The organism is Limosilactobacillus urinaemulieris, assembly GCF_932750685.1.
Lineage (GTDB): Bacteria > Bacillota > Bacilli > Lactobacillales > Lactobacillaceae > Limosilactobacillus > Limosilactobacillus urinaemulieris.
This window is the reverse complement of sequence record NZ_CAKOBX010000002.1, coordinates 163523-184065: the sequence shown is the minus strand read 5'-3', so window position 1 is coordinate 184065 and position 20543 is coordinate 163523. Positions and strand designations below refer to the sequence as shown.

Sequence of the window (20543 nt, the reverse complement as noted above, 5' to 3'; positions counted from 1 at the left end):
TGTTTAATTGATGATAGGAGAAAGATAATGTTAATTGTTCCAGATAATCAACGGTGGAAACGATTTACAATTAGCGGGATCGTTTTTATTATTTTGATGCTAATGATTAAGTTCAATTCAACGATCGGAACCACAATGGATGCGGTTTTTCAATCGTTATTTACTAGCCAACGATTGGAAAATATTGGCTGGTTCCATGCCCTGATGACTCTGATTTCCTTTTTAGCAAGTCCTAAACTTGACTTGCTATGGGTCCTAATTATTGCAATTGCTTTATGGTTACGAAATTATCGGATTCCTGCAGTATGGGCAATCTGTACAATTGTTGGTGGGGATGTCGTAGGAACGTTGGTTAAGCATTTTGTAAAACGGGCACGACCAGCGCAACACTTAGCTGTCGATGACGGTTATAGTTTTCCAAGTGGTCATACTCTTGGATTGTTTCTGGTCGCCGGGATCCTTTTTCTTGTGGTAATCCCAATAATTCAGAAAGCAGCTGTCCGGACGATCTGCCAGTTATTATTAATCTTTGCAATTTTCTTCTTGGCAGTTTCACGGGTATACTTATATGCTCACTGGCCCGTAGATACTATTGCGGCAATGGCCTTGGCATATGCTTGGCTTCAAGTTGCTGAATGGTTATACGTTGCTTGGGCACCTAAACTACGCGAATTAAAAATCTTTAGTAACTCAATTTATTAAATGAAAAACGCAAAGGATCATTTTTGATTTGTTTGCGTTTTTTATTTCCCGGGAAATGGATGGTCTTTTAATGGAAATTAAAACGAAACGCCTTATTATTGAAAGGGTTCGGCAACAAAAAATTACCGAACTAACACCGCTGCTAAAATATCAATCATTATTTCAGCAGGCAGGGTTAGTCACAGCCGGAAAGGTTGACCTAGATACTTTAGGAATGCTTGCCCAAACGGAATGTTTACTACAAATAAGGGAAAGGAGAAAGCGAGTATTGCTTGGCCTAATTATCCTTCTCCATTCTTACGATAAAACAGGTGTTATTCTTTCAGGGCAATATGAGATTGGCTACCTGCTTCTTCCACAGAAGCAGCATCAAGGATACATGACGGAAGGGGTGAATGCTGTTTGTAATCAGCTAAGTCACTCCCAAATCATAGTAACTGCAGAGGTAAAAGGTAATAATATTTCATCAATTGGCGTTTTAAAACGATGTAATTTTATTCGTATCGCTATAACTTCAGGAATGATCGAACTCTGGAAGCGCTAAGACACACGATGATGTCTTGCGTTATTAAATGATGAGAGTATAATGTTATCGAAATGAAGAGGTTGCATTCTTTATTAGTATTAACTATTAGGAAAATAAGTTCCGGAGTGGTTTTGAAAGGAAAGAATGCCGAAATACTGCTTAGCTTATTCTGAGCAGTATTGGGTCATGATTGAAGAAGTCATGGACTGTCGCGATAAATCGCGGGGCGCTTCGCTGAACGATTCAATGATAAATCTTGGGTCTTCTAATGAGGTTGCCTTGTTGGAAGATCCTTTTTTATTGAGTAAGTCGCTCGGATATTTACGGGAGGAATTTAAGATGACAGAAGACACGGGTAATGGTCAGGGACAGATAAAAAGAACGCTTAAAACACGTCACCTGGCGATGATTGCTCTTGGTGGAACGATTGGTACTGGTTTATTTATTACCAGTGGTTCAGCAATCTCAACTGCTGGACCAGGTGGAGCCCTAGTTGCATACGGAATCATGGGTATTATGGTTTATTTCTTGATGACTAGCCTTGGTGAAATGTCAACTTATATGCCGCTTACTGGTTCATTTTCTGCATTCTCATCAAAGTTTGTTGATCCTGCATTAGGCTTTGCAATGGGATGGAATTACTGGTTTAACTGGGCGATTACAATTCCAGTCGATGTAACCAGTGCGGGAATTGTAATGAATTTCTGGCTACCGCATGTTCCTAGCTGGGTATTTAGCACAATTGTCTTAGTTTTAGTTTTCCTTATTAACTATTTGTCGGTTCGTTCGTACGGTGAAACAGAATACTGGTTAGCATTAATTAAGGTAATTACCGTGATCGTTTTCTTAATTGTCGGGGTTGCAATCATTCTCGGAATTATGGGCGGTCAACCAGTTGGTTTTAGTAACTTCCACTACAAAAAAGCACCATTTGTTGGCGGTATTCCAGCAATTATTAGTGTATTTTTGGTTGCTGGTTTCTCTTTTCAAGGGACAGAATTAGTGGGGATTACTGCTGGAGAGGCTGCTACTCCTGAAAAGTCAATTTCAAAAGCAATTCATTCAACTTTCTGGCGAATTCTTCTTTTCTATATTTTTGCCATTTTTGTAATTGCCTGTATCCTACCATATACAGATAAGAACCTGTTAAATTCGGATGTTACTAACATTACAATGAGTCCGTTTACAATTATTTTTAAGCGGGCTGGATTAGCAGTCGCTGCCAGTATCATGAATGCAGTTATCTTAACTGCGGTTGTCTCTGCAGCTAACTCTGGTTTATATGCTTCAACCCGGATGCTTTACTCGCAGGCTCGTGAAGGTTATGCATGGCGATTCTTCGGCTATGTTAACCGTCGCGGAATACCGATTTATGCGCTAATCGGAACGATGGTTGTGTCGACATTAGCATTCGCAACTCAGTTTGTTGTTCCGCAAGCTTACCTCTACCTAACAGATGCTTCTGGACTTTGTGGCTTTATTGCATGGCTAGGGATTGCTATTTCACATTACCGGTTCCGGAAAGCTTATACTGCTCAAGGTCATTCTGTAAGTGAACTTAAATATCACGCAACTCTGTATCCTTTTGGGCCAATTTTTGCGTTTGTTCTTTGTACAATTGTTATTTGTGGACAGAATGTTGAGGCCTTCGCAAAACTTGACTGGTCAAATATTTTGATTACATACATGAGTGTGCCGCTATTCTTGATTTTGTTCTTCTACTACAAAATTCGCTATAGGACCCATATTATTCCGTTGAAGAAGGTAGATCTTTCTCGGCGGACTAAGGGTGAAAAGTATGATCCGGAACAAAATTAATTAAAATTTGAAGAGGGTTTCTATACCTGGAAAATTTAGGTATAGGGATCCTCTTTGAATTTAGGAAGAGACTTCTAATTCAGTCTCTTCTTTTTTTTGATGTTCAATGTTAGAATAGTAAAGTTGCTTTTTTATAATTTAAAGGGGGAGAAGCATTTAATGATTGCACTTGCAGGGACAATTGGTGCCGGGAAGACAAGTCTAACCGGATTACTGGCTGATCATTTGAATAGCCAAGCATTTTATGAATCTGTTGATGATAATAAGATTTTGCCGCTCTTTTATAAGGACCCGAAAAAGTATGGCTTTTTACTGCAGATTTACTTTTTGAATCGACGACTAGATGAGATTAAAGATTCTTTTGGCAATGATTTAAATGTCCTTGATCGCTCGATCTTTGAAGATGCATTGTTGTTTAAGCTTAATGCTGATATGGGGCGGGCAACCGAAACAGAATCAGATATTTACTCATCATTACTGCACAATATGATGGAAGAATTACCTGAACAACCTCACCAAAAAGCACCTAATCTGCTAATTACGATTCAAGTTTCATTTGAAACAATGCTGGAGCGGATAAAAAAACGTGGTCGGTCATACGAACAACTTGCCAATGATCCATCCCTTTATAATTACTACAAAAACCTTAATGAACGTTACCGGGATTGGTATCAACAATACGATGCTAGTCCTAAGATGTTGATTGATGGGGATAAGTATGACTTTGTTGAGGATCCAGCGGCGGCACGCCAAGTGTTGAAAATGATTGATCAAAAATTAATTGAACTTGGTTTAAAATAATTGTTGACACTAAATTTAAATGATGATATATTAATAAAGTTCCATTATGAATATATCATTTTTCGGAGGATTAGCTCAGTTGGGAGAGCATCTGCCTTACAAGCAGGAGGTCACAGGTTCGAGCCCTGTATCCTCCATATGCGGATGTGGCGGAATTGGCAGACGCGCAAGATTTAGGATCTTGTATCTTTTAGATGTAAGGGTTCAAGTCCCTTCATCCGCATTTGGAATAAGACTTTATTTCAAAATCATATTGACATCGGTCTGTGACACGTGGTATATTAATTATCGTTGCAGAACAGTTATGCGGAAGTAGTTCAGTGGTAGAACATCACCTTGCCATGGTGGGGGTCGCGGGTTCGAATCCCGTCTTCCGCTCTTTATGCACCCATAGCGCAATTGGATAGAGTGTCTGACTACGAATCAGAAGGTTGAAGGTTCGACTCCTTCTGGGTGCACTACTTGAATGCGTGGCACACTACTTAGTGTTGTCACGCTTTTTCTTTTCGGAACTTAGCTCAGCTTGGTAGAGCGCTGCGTTCGGGACGCAGAGGTCGCAAGTTCAAATCTTGTAGTTCCGATTATTATAATATAGAGGGCAGGGAAACTAAGTTGTTAGTTCTATCCTGCTTTTTTAGTAGTAATGACTTGGTGAAGACACCTTACTTTAAATTACACTTTAATTCTTAGGAACGGCTTATGACAAGGAAATTATTCTACTTATTATTAATACCGGTAATTATTTTGGGAGTGCTTCTTTGGAGTCCACAAAAAAATGTGAACGCCAGTCAGGTTGATAGGAAAACCAAGGTAGAATTACAGACATACCTTCATGATCACCATATCAATGGAATTATCCTAGTTAATGGGAAGCGAGATCAACCATTAGTCTTAAAAAATAAAATTACAGCTAACCCAGCACAGGTTGTTACTCCTAATGCTCTATTTCCAATTGGTTCGTTACAAAAATTGATAACAGGGGTTGCGATATACCAGCTCGTTCAAAGGGGAGAGTTGAAGTGGGAGACACCACTAAGTAAATATTATCCCCAAATCCAAGGGAGCAACCAAATAACGTTACAACAGTTAATGACCCATACAAGTGGTTTGCAAAATGATGGTGCGTTGCCGAAGAAAACTTTAAATAATGAAAAAAGTCAGGAACGTTTCTCCCTTCATCATTTTAAGAATACAGCCAGTCATGATTGGAATTATCAGGATATTGATTTTGAGGTATTAGGTGCTATTATTCGCCAGCGAACACATGATAAATATGCTCGTTTTATAAAAAAGACGGTTTTAAAGTCAGCAAATCACCATCAGCTAAAAATGGTGTATCAGGTAAAGCCACGTCAAGTATTGCAAACTATGCAGCCGGGTGTGACTTGGCAGATACTATCACAAACTGCTTCGTCAGAAATTGGTGCTGGTGATTTATTGCTTTCACCATTAAACTATTGGAAATTTATTTACCACGACGTAATCGGTAAACCAAAACTTATTAAGAACTTTGCTAACCAACCAAAGAGCCAGCGTGAAGCTTATTTTGGTGGCGTTTATTTTCAAGGAACAGTTATTCGGGCTAATGGTAGTGAGCCAGGATATAATTGCTGTTTTTTTGCGGATTATAAAACTAAACGAACGTTGATGCTATTTACTAATAATATTGATTATCAAACTCTTCGCCAAACTGCTGAAGACCTTTATGAAATTTACTATGGTGAACAAATTCAGTCATAGTGCATAAAATTTATTTGCTAAAACACTCACAATTGGTATTGATTAGGTGATGCTAGCTTCAGTAAATTAATAAGAAACTAATGGATATTGGTCTGTTGATTTTCTGTTTATTTATTCACAAAAGCGCTTTAAAAACCAAAATGAATTTGTTATTATATTTTGTGTAAATGATAACAAGTTCAAAGGAGATTTTAGATTATGAAAGCTGCTGTTATTAACGATCCAGTAGATGGTTACGTTACTGTTAAGGATGTTCAACTTCGGGATCTTAAACCTGGTGAAGCCCTAGTTGACATGGAATATTGTGGTCTTTGTCACACTGACTTGCACGTTGCTGCTGGTGATTTTGGTAAGAAGCCAGGACGGATTATTGGTCACGAAGGTGTTGGTCGTGTATCTAAAGTTGCTCCTGGTGTTACTTCCTTAAAGGTTGGGGATCGGGTATCAATTGCTTGGTTCTTCAAGGGTTGTGGACACTGTGAATACTGCCTCACTGGTCGTGAAACACTTTGTCGGAACGTTTTGAATGCTGGTTACACTGCTGATGGTGCAATGGCTCAACAATGTATCGTTCCTGCTGATTATGCTGTTAAGGTTCCAGAAGGTCTTGACCCAGTTGAAGCTACTTCATTAACTTGTGCCGGTGTTACTATGTACAAGGCATTGAAGGTTGCTGACATCAAGCCAGGTCAATGGGTATCTATTGTTGGTGCTGGTGGTCTTGGTAACTTGGGTATTCAATTTGCCCACAATGTTTTCGGCGCTCACGTTATTGCCGTTGATGGTAACCCTGAAAAACTTGAAGCTGCTAAGGAAAACGGTGCTGAAATTGTTATTAACCGTCACGATGGCGATGTTGATAAGCAAATCCAAGAAAAGGTTGGCGGTGTCCACGCTGCTGTTGTAACTGCTGTTTCAGCTTCAGCATTTGACCAAGCCGTTGATTCACTTCGTCCAGATGGTAAGTTGGTTGCCGTTGCTCTTCCACAAGGTGACATGAAGCTTAACATTGCTAAGACTGTTCTTGACGGGATTATCGTTGCTGGTTCATTAGTTGGTACTCGTCAAGACTTGGCTGAATGTTTCCAATTTGGTGCTGAAGGCAAGGTTCACCCAATTGTTAAGACTCGGAAGTTAAGCGAAATCAATGACATGATCCAAGAATTAAAGGATAACAAGGTTGTTGGTCGGAACGTTGTTGACTTCAGCTTAGAAGATTAATCTATAAAATATCCCCTTTTTGAAATTTAGCGAGAGAGGCTGAGAACTAACTCAGTCTCTTTGCTATTTTAAAGATAGTTAATATAACAGCGCAGTAGCCATCTTTCTTACAGACTAGTTTCGCGTCGGCGGAGGTGGGACAACGAACTAGGCAAGTTAGTTCTATCCCACTATCAAACATAAATAAGCTCCTAGAGTAAGGTGAAGCCAAACTCTGGGGGCTTTATATGTTATGTGTTATTTGCTTTTTATCTCAGCAATGGAAAGTATGTCACAGCCTTTTTCTTAAATGATTTGCTGATGCTTATTCTTTTAGTGAGATAGTTTTCTGGTCCCTGAATTAATATTGTGGTAAAATTTGGTCAAGATTAGTCAAGAAATTTGGAGGTGATGGGATGGAAGAGAAAAGTATTTCTGACATTATTGAGGAGTATTTGAAACAAATCCTTGGTGAGTCATCTCAAATTGAAATTCGTCGTTCGGAAATTGCCAATCATTTTGATGTTGTTCCGTCACAAATTAATTATGTAATTAAAACCCGATTTACTATTCAGCATGGATACCTAGTGCAAAGTAAACGTGGTGGTGGCGGCTATATTCGAATTGAGCGCGTTAATTTACTTGATAATGTTGATGTGTTAAACTCACTAATCCAAGCAATTGGGGATTCAATTAGTGAGCGTGATGCTTATGACATTATTCGAACGCTTTATGATGAAAAAGTGCTGACAAGGCGAGAGGGGGACTTAATGTTAGTTGCCTTGTCAAAGCAAACCCTAAATGTGAATGATTGTAATGTTGAAGCTCGGTTAAGAGCAAGAATTTTAATTTCAATGCTTAATCGTTTACGGTATGAGAGCTAGGAGGAAAGCAGTTAATGGATAATATGTTTACACCAAGTGCCAAACACGTCTTGGCACTCGCCCATGAACAAGCAAAGTACTTTAAGCACCAAGCCGTTGGTACTGAACACTTATTACTCGCGTTGGCAATTGAACGGGAGGGAATTGCTAGCAAAATTTTTGAGCAATTCTCCATTACTAGCGATGATATTCAAGAAGAAATCGAGCGGATGATTGGCTATGGGACAATGGATGACATGGGCCCAGCCGATTACCTTCCATATTCTCCTAAAGCGCGTCAAGTATTAGCGCTAGCGGGACAAGAAGCACAACAGTTGAACGCTTTGAAAATTGGTACTGAGCATTTACTGCTTGCGTTGATTTCGGATGAGGGGATCCTCTCTTCCAGGATTTTAATGAGTTTAGATGTATTGCCACGACAAATCCGCAAAGTAACCTTACGTCGTCTTGGTGTATCAGATATTCAAGCACGACAGCGGTTGGGAAGACAGCCGGGACAACGTGCACGAAGATCGGAGACGCCAACTCTTGACAAGCTTGCACGCGATATGACCCAGATGGCAAGGGATGGCAAACTTGATCCCGTAATTGGTCGTGACAATGAATTGCGGCGGGTAGAACAGATCTTAAGTCGTCGAACAAAGAATAATCCAGTGTTAATTGGGGAACCCGGTGTCGGAAAGACGGCAATTGCTGAGGAACTAGCTCGGCGAATGGCTAACAATGAAGTTCCTGAAGACTTAGCACAGAAACGACTGATGATGCTTGATATGGGATCATTAGTTGCTGGGACTAAGTATCGTGGCGAGTTTGAGGATCGGCTGAAGAAGGTTATTGATGAGATTCAAAAAGATGGTCATGTGATCCTCTTCATTGATGAATTACATACTTTGATTGGTGCTGGTGGTGCTGAAGGAGCGATCGATGCTTCAAATATTTTAAAGCCTGCGCTTGCTCGCGGTGATTTGCAGACAATTGGGGCCACGACTCTTGATGAGTACCAAAAGTATATTGAATCTGATGCCGCACTAGAACGGCGGTTTGCGACTGTTCAGGTTGAAGAGCCAACTGAAAATGTTGCTTTGCAGATCCTGAATGGCTTGCGACCAAAGTATGAGGAACACCATCATGTAAAAATTGATGACGCTGCATTAAAGCAGGCCGTTAAATTATCAAGTCGGTACATCACAGACCGTTATTTACCAGATAAGGCGATCGATTTAATTGATGAAGCATCCTCAATGGTACGGATCGATGCCGAAGAAAAGGGAAATCATCAACCATCATTGACCACAAAGCTGGCACAACTCCGGCAACAAAAAGAAGCTGCAATTGAGAACCAGGATTTTGATGAAGCAGCTAATCTCCGGCAAGAGGAGTTAACATTGAAGGCTAAAGTTGACGAGCAACAGAAAGAGGCTGAACAACAATCCGCGCGGCAAAAGCTCCATACGACAGGAGAAGATGTTGCAAAAATTGTCGCTGAATGGACCGGTGTTCCGTTAACTCAGCTTAAAAAGAGCGAGAGTGAACGGCTGGTTAACCTCGAAAAGGTTCTTCATAATCGGGTTATTGGTCAAAATGAGGCTGTATCAGTAGTTGCAAAGGCAATCCGTCGAGCAAGGAGCGGGTTAAAGGATCCGCAACGGCCAATTGGATCATTTATGTTCCTTGGGCCAACAGGAGTAGGAAAAACGGAATTAGCTAAGGCTTTAGCGGCAGCAATGTTTGGCTCTGAAGATAATATGATCCGAATTGACATGTCTGAATACATGGAAAAGTACAGTACTAGTCGTTTAATCGGTGCTGCTCCAGGTTATGTTGGCTATGATGAAGGTGGTCAATTAACCGAAAAGGTTCGGCAACACCCGTATTCGGTTGTTCTATTAGATGAAGCGGAAAAAGCACACCCTGATGTCTTTAATTTACTGCTTCAGGTTCTCGACGATGGTTACTTGACTGATGCTAAGGGACGAAAAGTTGACTTCCGTAATACCATCATTATTATGACATCTAATTTGGGTGCTACTCAGCTTCAGGATGAAAAAGAGGTCGGATTTGGCGCGCGTGATGTTAGCCAGGACTATCAGGCAATGGCATCTGCAATTCGTCAACAATTGAAGCTGCATTTCCGTCCCGAATTTCTGAACCGGATTGATGAAACAGTGATTTTCCACTCCTTACAAAAGGATGAACTTCATCAAATTATTAAATTAATGGTTGCCCAATTAAGAGCGCGAGTTGCCGAACAAGGAATTAACCTAAAAGTTACACCTGCAGCCATTGATGTTGTTGCGACTGAGGGTTATGATCCGGCATATGGTGCTCGGCCATTACGACGGGCATTGCAGGATCTAATTGAGGATCCGTTAAGCACTGCGTTATTAAGCGGCAATGTTAAAACTGGTGATAACGTTGTTGTTGGTGCCCACCAAGGTAAAATTACCTTGAAAGTAAAAAATGATCATCATGAGCGAATGGTGAAAAATTAAAATTAAAAATGCGCTTTGACATTTAGTCTTCTAAACGTTGAAGTCTTTTTGTTTACGGAAAATTATTAAACATTTCTGTTATCATCTGTTCAATTGAAATTAATAAGAATAGCAATATTATTTTATCTATATCTGATTAGAAAGGAGAGAATTTTGCCTAAAAGCTTGTCAAATCAGAGCTTTGGTGGCATTATATATTTATAATGTGATTAATATGTTAGGAGATAGTAAAGTATGAAGAGAGCTGAACAGCTTGAAAAAACACGACAGTCAATTATGAGAACGGCAACTAAGCTCTTCTTACAAAAAGGCTTCGGTGAAACTTCTACTCGTGATATCGCTAAGCAAGTTGGGATTACTCAACCGGCTCTTTACCACCACTTTAGCGATAAGGAAGTCCTCTATCTAGACGTGATGACTAATTTGAGTAGTAAGGTTCGCAAGGATATCAATAAGGTAATGCGAAAACATAAGCTGACGCCTAACGAACAATTGTGGCAAATTGCGGTTGCACTGAAAAAGCATCACCCAGTAAGTATTTACGATCAATACCACCAAGCAGTTAGTTTGCTTTCAAGGAGTTCCCAACAAAAATTGAACATGATTCTTGCAATGAATTATCTTCAACCAATTGCTGAGTACTTTAAGCAACCTGAAGTTGAATTGCGTCCTGATATTTTGCCGCAAGAGGCTGCTGAATTGTTCTTAGCAGGTATCTCGCCAATTTTTGGTACTTACCAACCAATCGGCGGGCACAATATTAGTGACGATCAGCGTGATCAATTAATTTTGGACTGCATTATTAGCGGACTCTCAAAAACAAAATAATTAGTTGAGTAACTCTATTGACATTTAATAAATTATCTTATATACTACAAAAGTATGTAATTGTGAGTTCTCATATGAACTTAATGATCTATTGTCCATTAGGTTCAGTAAATAAAACCAAAGGCAGTTTTTAACTGTTTTTGGATTTTTTTTGCTCAAAATTATGATTTTAGTTCATTTGTAACCAAATTGTAATATTTGAACTCACTGAATAAATTAGAGAGGTGAACAGTTTGGCCGGACATTTAGTTAAATACGGTAAGCACCGTACCCGTCGTAGCTACTCCCGAATCAAAGAAGTTCTCGAGTTGCCAAACCTGATTGAAATCCAAACGGACTCATATAACTGGTTCATGGATAAAGGTTTGCGGGAAATGTTTGATGATATTATGCCAATTGATGATTTCCAAGGGAAGTTATCATTGGAATTCGTTGACTATCAACTTTTGGAACCTAAGTATACTGTTGATGAAGCACGTGAACATGATGCAAATTACTCAGCACCACTTCACGTTACTTTGCGTCTTACTAACCATGAGACTGGGGAAATTAAGTCTCAAGATGTTTTCTTTGGTGAATTCCCATTAATGACAGATCAAGGGACCTTCATTATTAATGGTGCTGAACGGGTTATTGTTTCTCAATTAGTTCGGTCACCAGGTGTTTACTATAGTGAAGAAGCTGGCAAGAACGGTCGGCCAAGTTATGGTGCTACCTTTATTCCTAACCGTGGTGCCTGGCTTGAATACGAAACTGATGCTAAGAACATTTCTTACGTTCGAATTGACCGGACTCGTAAGCTGCCAATGACTGAATTAATCCGGGCGCTTGGCTTTGGTTCAGATGATGAAATCATTGATATGTTTGGCGGCAACAGTGAGACCTTATCATTAACTTTGGATAAGGATGTTCATAAGAATGCTGAAGACTCTCGGGTTGAAGAAGCACTCAAAGATATCTACGAACGTCTTCGTCCAGGTGAACCTAAGACTGCCGACTCAGCTCGGAACCTGTTAACCGCACGGTTCTTTGATCCTAAGCGTTATGATATGGCTCCGGTCGGTCGATACAAGACTAACAAGAAGTTAATGTTGAAGTACCGTCTTCTTGGTGAAACCTTAGCTGAAACCCTTGCCGATCCAGATACTGGTGAAGTCCTTGCTCAAAAGGGCGACAAGGTTACTAAGGAAGTATTGAAGAAGTTGGAACCATACTTAGATCGTGATGATTTTAAGATGATTACCTACACTCCTTCTGATGAAGCTGTGGTTACTGAACCAGTAAAGCTTCAAAAAGTTTTGGTTTACTCCCACGAAGATCCAGAACGGGTTGTACCAATTATCGGTAATGGCCACATTCCATTGGAATACAAGCATATTGAACCAGCTGATATTCTTGCCTCATTGAACTACTTCTTCAACTTGCAAGAAGGTATTGGGACAACCGATGATATTGACCACTTAGGTAACCGGCGGATTCGTTCAGTTGGTGAATTATTGCAGAACCAATTCCGGATTGGTTTAGCACGGATGGAACGGGTTGTTCGGGAACGGATGTCAATTCAAGATCCTGACACTGTTACACCACAACAACTGATTAATATTCGGCCAGTTGTTGCCTCAATTCGTGAATTCTTTGGTTCTTCACAATTGTCACAGTTTATGGATCAGACTAACCCACTTGGCGAATTAACTCATAAGCGGCGCCTTTCTGCTCTTGGTCCTGGTGGTTTAACTCGTGATCGGGCCGGATATGAAGTTCGTGATGTGCACTATACTCACTATGGTCGGATGTGTCCAATTGAAACTCCTGAAGGTCCTAACATTGGTTTGATTAACAGTCTTTCATCATATGCTCGTGTTAATAAGTATGGATTCATCGAAACTCCATACCGTCGTGTTTCATGGAAGACCCATAAAGTTACTGATAAGATCGACTACTTAACAGCCGACGAAGAAGATAACTACATCATTGCTCAGGCTAACACGCCTTTGAATGATGATGGTTCATTTGCTCAAGACCAAGTTATGTGTCGTGATAAGGATGATTACATTGAAACGAGCGTTGAGAACGTCGACTACATGGACGTTTCTCCAAAACAAGTTGTCTCCGTTGCTTCCGCATGTATTCCATTCCTTGAAAACGATGACTCTAACCGTGCCTTGATGGGTGCCAACATGCAGCGGCAAGCTGTTCCATTGTTGAACCCACATGCACCATTAGTAAGTACTGGAATTGACTACAAAGCAGCCCATGACTCTGGGGTGGCCATGATTGCTAAGAAGTCAGGGACAGTTGAATATGTTGATGCTCGCGAAGTTCGTGTTCGTGAAGAAGATGGCACTCTTGATACTTACAAGCTGATGAAGTTCCGTCGTTCTAACGGTGGCAAGAACTACAACCAACGTCCAATCGTTAAGGTTGGCGAACATGTAGATGCTGATGACGTTCTTGCTGATGGACCATCAATGGAACAAGGTGAATTAGCCTTAGGTCAAAACCCATTGATTGCCTTCATGACTTGGCAAGGTTACAACTTCGAAGATGCCATCGCAATTAGCGAACGGTTAGTTAAGGATGATGTTTATACATCAATCCATATTGAGTCATACGAATCAGAAGCTCGGGAAACTAAGTTAGGACCTGAAGAAATGACTCGCGAAATTCCTAACGTTGGTGACGATGCACTTAAGGATCTGGACGAAAATGGGATTGTCCGGATTGGTGCTGAAGTTCACGACGGCGATATTTTAGTAGGTAAGGTTACTCCTAAGGGAATGACAGAATTATCTGCTGAAGAACGGTTGCTTCACGCTATCTTTGGTGAAAAGTCACGTGAAGTTCGTGATACTTCTCTCCGTGTTCCTCACGGTGGTGGCGGTATTATCCAAGACGTTAAGGTCTTTACCCGTGAAAATGGGGATGAACTTTCACCAGGTGTTAACACCATGGTTCGGGTTTACATTGCTCAAAAGCGGAAGATCCAAGTCGGTGATAAGATGTCAGGTCGTCACGGTAACAAGGGGACTGTTTCTATCGTTGTTCCTGAAGAAGATATGCCATATATGCCAGATGGTACACCAATCGACATTATGTTAAGTCCAATGGGTGTGCCAAGTCGTATGAACATCGGACAGTTGCTTGAATTGCACTTAGGGATGGCTGCAAAGCGTCTTGGAATTCACATGGCAACACCAGTATTCGATGGTGCTACTGATAAGGATGTTTGGGATGCTGTTAAGGAATCCGGGTTCCCTGAAGACGGTAAGACAATTCTTTATGATGGTCGGACAGGTGAACCATTTGAAAACCGGATTGCCGTTGGTTCAATGCATTACCTTAAGTTAGCCCACATGGTTGACGATAAGATTCACGCTCGTTCTACTGGACCATACTCACTTGTTACTCAACAGCCATTGGGTGGTAAAGCTCAGTTTGGTGGTCAGCGGTTCGGTGAAATGGAAGTTTGGGCCCTTGAAGCTTACGGTGCTGCTTACACTCTTCAAGAAATCCTTACTTACAAGTCAGATGATACTGTTGGTCGTGTTCGGACTTACGATGCCATTATTAATGGTGAACCAATTCCAAAACCAGGTGTTCCTGAATCATTCCGGGTTCTTGTTAAGGAATTACAGGCATTAGGTCTTGATATGAAGGTTCTTGACGGTAACCAGAATGAAGTTCAATTGAAGAACATGGATGAAGACGATGATGAGGTTGTTAATGTTGATGCTTTAGCTAAGTATGCTGCAAAGCACAATGCTGAAGAAAAGAAAGACGAGACGTCTACCGATAATAAATCAGCTGCAACAACTGATGAACAAGACAAGACTAAGCAAGACTAGTTTTACTTAGTGCTGAACGTAAACTACTAAAATAAGGAGGAAAATCCTTTGATTGATGTCAATAAATTTGAAAGTATGCAGATCGGCCTGGCATCACCAGATAAGATCCGTAGTTGGTCTTATGGGGAAGTTAAGAAGCCCGAAACTATCAATTACCGGACTTTAAAGCCAGAAAAACAAGGTCTGTTTGACGAACGAATCTTTGGCCCAACTAAGGACTATGAATGTGCTTGTGGTAAGTACAAGCGGATTCGCTACAAGGGTCGTGTCTGTGACCGTTGTGGTGTTGAAGTTACTAGTTCAAAGGTTCGTCGTGAACGGATGGGGCACATTGAATTGGCTGCTCCGGTTTCCCATATTTGGTACTTCAAGGGGATTCCAAGTCGGATGGGTCTTGTCTTAGACATGAGTCCACGTTCACTTGAAGAAGTTATTTACTTTGCTTCATACGTTGTTTTGGATCCAGGTGATACTCCACTTGAAAAGAAACAATTGCTTTCTGAAGCAGAATACCGTGATAAGAAGGCTGAATTTGGCGACCGCTTTACTGCTGAAATGGGTGCCGCTGCTATTAAGAAGTTATTAGCAGATGTCGACCTTAATAAGGAAGCTGCCGAATTAAAGGAAGAACTGAAGGAAGCAACTGGTCAGAAGCGGACTCGTGCTATCCGTCGTTTGGATATTTTGGAAGCATTCATTAAGTCTGGTAATAAGCCAGAATGGATGGTTCTTGATGTTATTCCTGTTATGCCACCTGACTTACGGCCAATGGTTCAACTTGAAGGTGGTCGGTTCGCTACTTCTGACTTAAACGATTTATACCGGCGGGTTATTAACCGGAATAACCGTTTGAAGCGTCTTTTGAAGTTGCAAGCACCAGGAATCATTGTTCAAAACGAAAAGCGGATGCTCCAAGAAGCTGTCGATGCTTTGATTGATAATGGTCGTCGGGGTCGTCCCGTTTCAGGTCCTGGTAACCGTCCATTGAAGTCTCTTTCTCACCTTCTGAAAGGTAAGCAAGGACGTTTCCGTCAAAACTTGCTTGGTAAGCGGGTTGATTACTCTGGTCGTTCAGTTATTGATGTTGGTCCATCATTACGAATGAACCAAATGGGACTTCCTGTTCCAATGGCTCTTGAATTATTCAAGCCATTTATCATGCACGAATTAGTTAAGCGTGGGTTATCCGCCAACGTTAAGGCAGCTAAGCGGAAGATTGATCGTCGTGATGATGATGTCTTTGATGTTCTTGAAGATGTTATCAAGGAACACCCAGTTCTTCTTAACCGTGCCCCTACTTTGCACCGGTTAGGTATTCAGGCGTTCGAACCAATTCTGGTTTCTGGAAAGTCAATGCGTCTTCACCCATTGGTATGTACAGCTTATAATGCCGACTTTGATGGGGACCAGATGGCGATCCACGTACCACTTTCAGACGAAGCACAAGCCGAAGCACGGTTGTTAATGCTTGCCGCTTCCCACATTTTAAGTCCTCGTGACGGTGAACCAATCGTTTCTCCATCTCAGGATATGGTTATCGGTAACTACTACATGACCACTGAAGATAAGGGTCGTGAAGGTGAAGGAATGATCTTCAAGGATACCGATGAAGCTGAAATGGCATACCGGAACAATTATGTTTCGCTTCAAACTCGTGTTGGTGTACAAGTTTCAGCATTCCCCGACAAGCCATTTACTGATGAGCAACGCGGCAAGATCATGGTAACTAGTGTAGGTAAGTTATTATTTAACCGGATTCTTCCTAAAGATTTCAATTACATTAACGAACCTACTGCTGATAACATTACTAAGGGTGTTGATGATCGCTTCTTCCTTGATCCAGGTGAAGATATCAATGAATACCTTGAAAATGCACCACTAGTTCCACCATTCAAGAAGGGCTTCTTGTCTGACTTGATTGCTGAAGTTTACAAGCAATACAAGGTTACTAAGACTTCTCAATTCCTTGACCGGATTAAGGATCTTGGTTACTACGAATCAACAATTTCCGGTTTGACTACTGCAATGTCAGATATTCACGACTTGCCTGAAAAGCCAGAAATTATCAAGAAGGCTCGGAAGCAAGTTGCCTTAGTTACTAAGCAGTTCCGTCGTGGTTTGATTACTGACGATGAACGGTATGATCGAGTTATTGGTATCTGGAATGATGCTAAGGATGAAGTTCAAAACAAGCTGATTGAACACATGGACATCCATAACCCAATCAACATGATGTCCGACTCAGGTGCTCGTGGTAACATTTCTAACTTTACTCAGCTTGCCGGAATGCGTGGATTAATGGCATCTCCAAACGGTAAGATTATGGAATTGCCAGTTCTTTCTAACTTCTATGAGGGTTTGTCAGTGCTGGAAATGTTCATTTCTTCTCACGGTGCTCGTAAGGGAATGACCGATACTGCCTTGAAGACTGCCAACTCAGGTTACCTAACTCGGCGGTTAGTTGATGTTGCTCAGGATGTTGTTGTTCGTGAAAAGGACTGTGGTACTGACCGTGGTCTTGAAGTTACTGCAATTACAAACGGTAATGAAATGATCGAACCGCTTTACGACCGGATTATGGGTCGTTACACCATGAAGTCCGTCTTTGATCCAAAGACTGGTGAAAAGATTGTCGGCAAGAACGTTCTCATCGACGAAGCAATGGCACAAAAGATTGTTGATGCGGGTGTTAAGAAGGTTACTATCCGTTCTGCATTTACTTGCAACACTGAACACGGTGTTTGTGAACGATGCTACGGCCGAAATGCGGCTACTGGTGACCGGGTTGAAGCCGGTGAAGCAGTAGGTACTGTTGCCGCTCAATCAATCGGTGAACCGGGTACTCAATTGACCTTGCGGAACTTCCACACTGGTGGTGTTGCCGGTAACGAAGATATTACTCAAGGTCTCCCTCGTGTTCAAGAAATTGTGGAAGCACGTAATCCTAAGGGTCGTGCAACCATTACTGAGGTTACTGGTGAAGTTGAATCAATCGAAGAAAATCCGGCAGAACGGACCAAGGATGTTACTGTTAAGGGTGAAACTGATACCCGGACATACACCTTACCAATTACTGCACGGATGCGGGTTGCTGAAGGTGACTTTATTCACCGTGGAACTGCCCTTAACGAAGGTTCAATTGATCCTAAGGAATTAATTCGCGTTCGTGACGTTCTTTCTACAGAAACTTATCTTCTTGCTGAAGTTCAAAAGGTTTACCGTATGCAGGGGATCGATCTGTTAGATAAGCACGTTGAAATCATGATTCGTCAAATGATGCGGAAGGTTCGTGTCATGGATCCGGGTGACACGGATATGTTACCAGGACAGTTGATGGACATTGGTCAATTCCGTGATGCTAACTACAAGACATTAGTAGCTGGTAATATCCCAGCTACTGCTCGTCCAGTTATCTTAGGAATTACCAAGGCTGCCCTTGAAACTAACAGTTTCTTATCAGCTGCTTCATTCCAGGAAACTACTCGTGTTCTGACTGATGCTGCTATTCGTGGTAAGAATGACCCATTAGTTGGTTTGAAGGAAAATGTTATTATCGGTAAGATTATTCCAGCCGGTACTGGTATGAGTACATACCGGAACATTAAGCCAAAGGAAGTTAATGTTGCTGCTTACTCCATCAAGGACTTAGAAGCTAAGATGAAGGAAGAAGACAAACAAAATTAATTTGCTTAATCTATAAAAGGGCTATGACTTGATTGTCATAGCCCTTTTTGCTATTTTAAATATTGAAAATGAGAGAAGAACTATAGCTAACAGACTATGGTTCTTTGTTGCTATTGGGAGAAAAAATGTCAAAGAAATATACTATTGAAATTCCATCATCAGCCATGGAAAAAACGGGTTTTACTGCCAACGAACAGCTAGAGTTAAATGTTAACCATAACGAAATCACTATTAGACCTTCACGAGTAATTGACCAACTACCTAAAATTAGGCTATATTGGTATATTTTACCAGCCTTACTTTTAACGATTTGCTTTTTTGTTTTCTGTTACGAACGTCATATGAAAACAGTTCCGATCACCGGTGATTATTCAATTGCTAACGGTGCAACGTTATTAAGTCTGGTAAGTGGTTTGTTTGTTTTTGTAATTAGCTTTATTGTTACAAAATTGCGGAATACTGGGCCAACGAAAAATATTTACTGGCGAAGTTTGCCGACAATTACCATTGCTTGCGGACTAATCATTGCCTTTTCTTTTTCAGCTTTCTTCTGGCTATTAGAAAAGTTATTTACGGATGCACGATTTGATATCTATACTTCGACAACCTTTGTCTTTGTGATCGTTGCTGTGATCAATTACTTAATGATTAATCTTGCACTGACTCTCTCTTCGGCGATCATTACTAACCTATTGACGATAATGATTATTGGTGGAATGCTGTTTTCGATGTTAACCAATTCTACTCGTGATTGGTGGAAATATAACTTTAGTTTTTTAGGAACAGCCAAGAATTCAGCTAATTTACAATTTAACGTGACCCTGATATTTTCGGGATTGTTAATGATGGCGTTAGTTGATTATCTCTTTGTTAACCTACAGCAAAAGTATCCGGGAATTAAAACCCAATTATTACGGTGGCTACTATATGGAGAAGCAGCTTGTATTGCTGCAATTGGGTTATTTCCTAATAATCCTAAATTCCACATCCTTCATGATCGGATTTCAATGTGGCTAGTTTATATTATGTTAATTTTAATTGTTGCTATTCGCTGGATCCTTCCAGAAGTTACTAAGCAATTCTTAGTTACTTCTTATGTAATTGGGGCAGTGATGGGAGCGGAGTATATAATTTTTAAGCTAGCTAATTATTTATCACTGACGGCTTTTGAGCTGATTGAGTTTGCCCTTTCATTCTCGTGGTTATTACTATTACTGCAAAATATTGAAAACCTTGCTCAATATGGTGAGCGGCTATTTCTTGTTAAAATCAAAAACAGCTCTGCAGAAGAAGAAACACTAGTAGGAACAGAAAAGCAGCCTCAGGATGAAGCCAAGCGCTAATCCTGGAATAAGGGGCAGCTTGCTGTTCCTTTTTATTAGGGCTGGAATTAGTGTTAGTAGACAACCGATCAATATAATTTGTGTTGTTAATTCCCAGCCCCCAATCAGGTCGGTTACGAGAATGAATTCAATATCGCCCGTTCCCAGCCCCTTCGTAATATGCTGTAATCCAAAAAGGAAGAGTCCCATTATAACTAATTCAACCATGAGTTTACCGATTGAAAATGATTGGCGTGGTAGAACGAGAAGAAGTGGAAACAACCCAATTAATGCAACTGGGTAGATTACCTGGCTAATAAAATCGGTTGTTGAAAGGTATAAAAGTGTAAGAATGACAATGGTAAAGATCAGATTATGGGACCAGGAGGAAGAGAATGTTTTAACCGTGACAAGAATCACCGTGAGTTCTGATATTGGGAAAAATGCTGAAATCCGTGCGTCACACCAATGGCAACGCCCGCGTTGAATAATGAAGCCCAGGATTGGAATAAGCTGCCACCAACTGAGGGGATGATGGCAAAAATCACAAACGGAATGTTTGGGCGACCAGGGTAATTGATTATTAAGTTGTCGTTGACCGCAGAGGGTAACAAAAGAGCCCAAGGTAGTAAGAATGGTGCAATTAATAAACATAAAGAACAATAATATCATCTCCAGAAACTTTCTCTATAGATCCATAA

13 protein-coding genes, 5 tRNA genes and 1 riboswitch are annotated in these 20543 nt (G+C 40.8%); of the genes, 17 read left to right on the top strand and 1 reads right to left on the bottom strand.

The features are described 5' to 3' along the window. Positions 1-27: 27 nt before the first annotated feature. The 17 genes from MR181_RS02310 (at position 28) to MR181_RS02230 (ending at position 19863) form a co-directional block, all read left to right on the top strand. Entirely contained in the window at positions 28-702 is a 675-nt protein-coding gene (locus MR181_RS02310; RefSeq protein ID WP_242334358.1) for a phosphatase PAP2 family protein, read from the top strand. A gap of 70 nt (positions 703-772) precedes the next feature. Next, positions 773-1246 (top strand): GNAT family N-acetyltransferase, encoded by a 474-nt coding sequence (locus MR181_RS02305; RefSeq protein WP_242334355.1) that lies wholly within the window; start codon positions 773-775, stop codon positions 1244-1246. A gap of 48 nt (positions 1247-1294) precedes the next feature. Further along, a riboswitch (Lysine riboswitch) is annotated at positions 1295-1468 on the top strand. 99 nt (positions 1469-1567) lie between these two features. Beyond that, entirely contained in the window at positions 1568-3046 is a 1479-nt protein-coding gene (locus tag MR181_RS02300; RefSeq protein WP_242334352.1) for an amino acid permease, read from the top strand. A gap of 159 nt (positions 3047-3205) precedes the next feature. Beyond that, positions 3206-3847: a deoxynucleoside kinase gene (locus tag MR181_RS02295; RefSeq protein WP_242334349.1), complete on the top strand. Its 642-nt coding sequence runs from the start codon at positions 3206-3208 to the stop codon at positions 3845-3847. A gap of 64 nt (positions 3848-3911) precedes the next feature. Beyond that, a tRNA-Val gene (locus MR181_RS02290) sits at positions 3912-3984 on the top strand. A gap of 3 nt (positions 3985-3987) precedes the next feature. Next, a tRNA-Leu gene (locus tag MR181_RS02285) sits at positions 3988-4070 on the top strand. Between the two features lie 83 nt (positions 4071-4153). Next, positions 4154-4225: transfer RNA gene (locus MR181_RS02280), tRNA-Gly, on the top strand. A gap of 6 nt (positions 4226-4231) precedes the next feature. Then, positions 4232-4305, top strand: a tRNA-Arg gene (locus MR181_RS02275). 49 nt (positions 4306-4354) lie between these two features. Then, positions 4355-4428 (top strand) — tRNA-Pro (locus tag MR181_RS02270). A 118-nt stretch (positions 4429-4546) separates the two neighbouring features. After that, positions 4547-5587, top strand: a complete 1041-nt coding sequence (locus tag MR181_RS02265) for a serine hydrolase domain-containing protein (RefSeq protein WP_242334346.1) — start codon at positions 4547-4549, stop codon at positions 5585-5587. Between the two features lie 198 nt (positions 5588-5785). Next, on the top strand, positions 5786-6808 hold the full coding sequence (adhP, locus tag MR181_RS02260; RefSeq protein ID WP_003716637.1) for an alcohol dehydrogenase AdhP: 1023 nt from the start codon (positions 5786-5788) through the stop codon (positions 6806-6808). Positions 6809-7203: 395 nt separating this feature from the next. Continuing rightward, entirely contained in the window at positions 7204-7671 is a 468-nt protein-coding gene (locus MR181_RS02255) for a CtsR family transcriptional regulator (protein ID WP_242334342.1), read from the top strand. A gap of 14 nt (positions 7672-7685) precedes the next feature. After that, positions 7686-10163 (top strand): ATP-dependent Clp protease ATP-binding subunit, encoded by a 2478-nt coding sequence (locus MR181_RS02250; protein WP_242334339.1) that lies wholly within the window; start codon positions 7686-7688, stop codon positions 10161-10163. 234 nt (positions 10164-10397) lie between these two features. Further along, entirely contained in the window at positions 10398-10991 is a 594-nt protein-coding gene (locus tag MR181_RS02245; protein WP_242334336.1) for a TetR/AcrR family transcriptional regulator, read from the top strand. Positions 10992-11215: 224 nt separating this feature from the next. Next, entirely contained in the window at positions 11216-14836 is a 3621-nt protein-coding gene (rpoB, locus tag MR181_RS02240) for a DNA-directed RNA polymerase subunit beta (RefSeq protein WP_191911913.1), read from the top strand. A gap of 48 nt (positions 14837-14884) precedes the next feature. Continuing rightward, complete coding sequence (gene rpoC / locus MR181_RS02235) at positions 14885-18520, top strand: DNA-directed RNA polymerase subunit beta' (RefSeq protein ID WP_242334334.1); 3636 nt, start codon at positions 14885-14887, stop codon at positions 18518-18520. Positions 18521-18645: 125 nt separating this feature from the next. Then, positions 18646-19863 (top strand): DUF998 domain-containing protein, encoded by a 1218-nt coding sequence (locus MR181_RS02230; RefSeq protein WP_242334331.1) that lies wholly within the window; start codon positions 18646-18648, stop codon positions 19861-19863. Here the strand turns inward: MR181_RS02230 and MR181_RS08830 are convergent. After that, on the bottom strand, positions 19819-20496 hold the full coding sequence (locus tag MR181_RS08830) for a prepilin peptidase (protein ID WP_422732539.1): 678 nt from the start codon (positions 20494-20496) through the stop codon (positions 19819-19821). The genes MR181_RS02230 and MR181_RS08830 overlap by 45 nt on opposite strands. Positions 20497-20543 lie beyond the last annotated feature (47 nt).

What these genes read in the sequence shown, in the direction of transcription:
- MR181_RS02265 (WP_242334346.1), top strand. Translation starts at nt 4,547, where the DNA reads ATGACAAGGAAATTATTCTACTTATTATTAATACCGGTAATTATTTTG.
- MR181_RS02230 (WP_242334331.1), top strand. Translation starts at nt 18,646, where the DNA reads ATGTCAAAGAAATATACTATTGAAATTCCATCATCAGCCATGGAAAAA.
- MR181_RS02255 (WP_242334342.1), top strand. Translation starts at nt 7,204, where the DNA reads ATGGAAGAGAAAAGTATTTCTGACATTATTGAGGAGTATTTGAAACAA.
- MR181_RS02295 (WP_242334349.1), top strand. Translation starts at nt 3,206, where the DNA reads ATGATTGCACTTGCAGGGACAATTGGTGCCGGGAAGACAAGTCTAACC.
- MR181_RS02305 (WP_242334355.1), top strand. Translation starts at nt 773, where the DNA reads ATGGAAATTAAAACGAAACGCCTTATTATTGAAAGGGTTCGGCAACAA.
- MR181_RS02310 (WP_242334358.1), top strand. Translation starts at nt 28, where the DNA reads ATGTTAATTGTTCCAGATAATCAACGGTGGAAACGATTTACAATTAGC.
- adhP (WP_003716637.1), top strand. Translation starts at nt 5,786, where the DNA reads ATGAAAGCTGCTGTTATTAACGATCCAGTAGATGGTTACGTTACTGTT.
- MR181_RS02250 (WP_242334339.1), top strand. Translation starts at nt 7,686, where the DNA reads ATGGATAATATGTTTACACCAAGTGCCAAACACGTCTTGGCACTCGCC.
- MR181_RS02245 (WP_242334336.1), top strand. Translation starts at nt 10,398, where the DNA reads ATGAAGAGAGCTGAACAGCTTGAAAAAACACGACAGTCAATTATGAGA.
- MR181_RS02300 (WP_242334352.1), top strand. Translation starts at nt 1,568, where the DNA reads ATGACAGAAGACACGGGTAATGGTCAGGGACAGATAAAAAGAACGCTT.
- MR181_RS08830 (WP_422732539.1), bottom strand. Translation starts at nt 20,496, where the DNA reads ATGTTTATTAATTGCACCATTCTTACTACCTTGGGCTCTTTTGTTACC.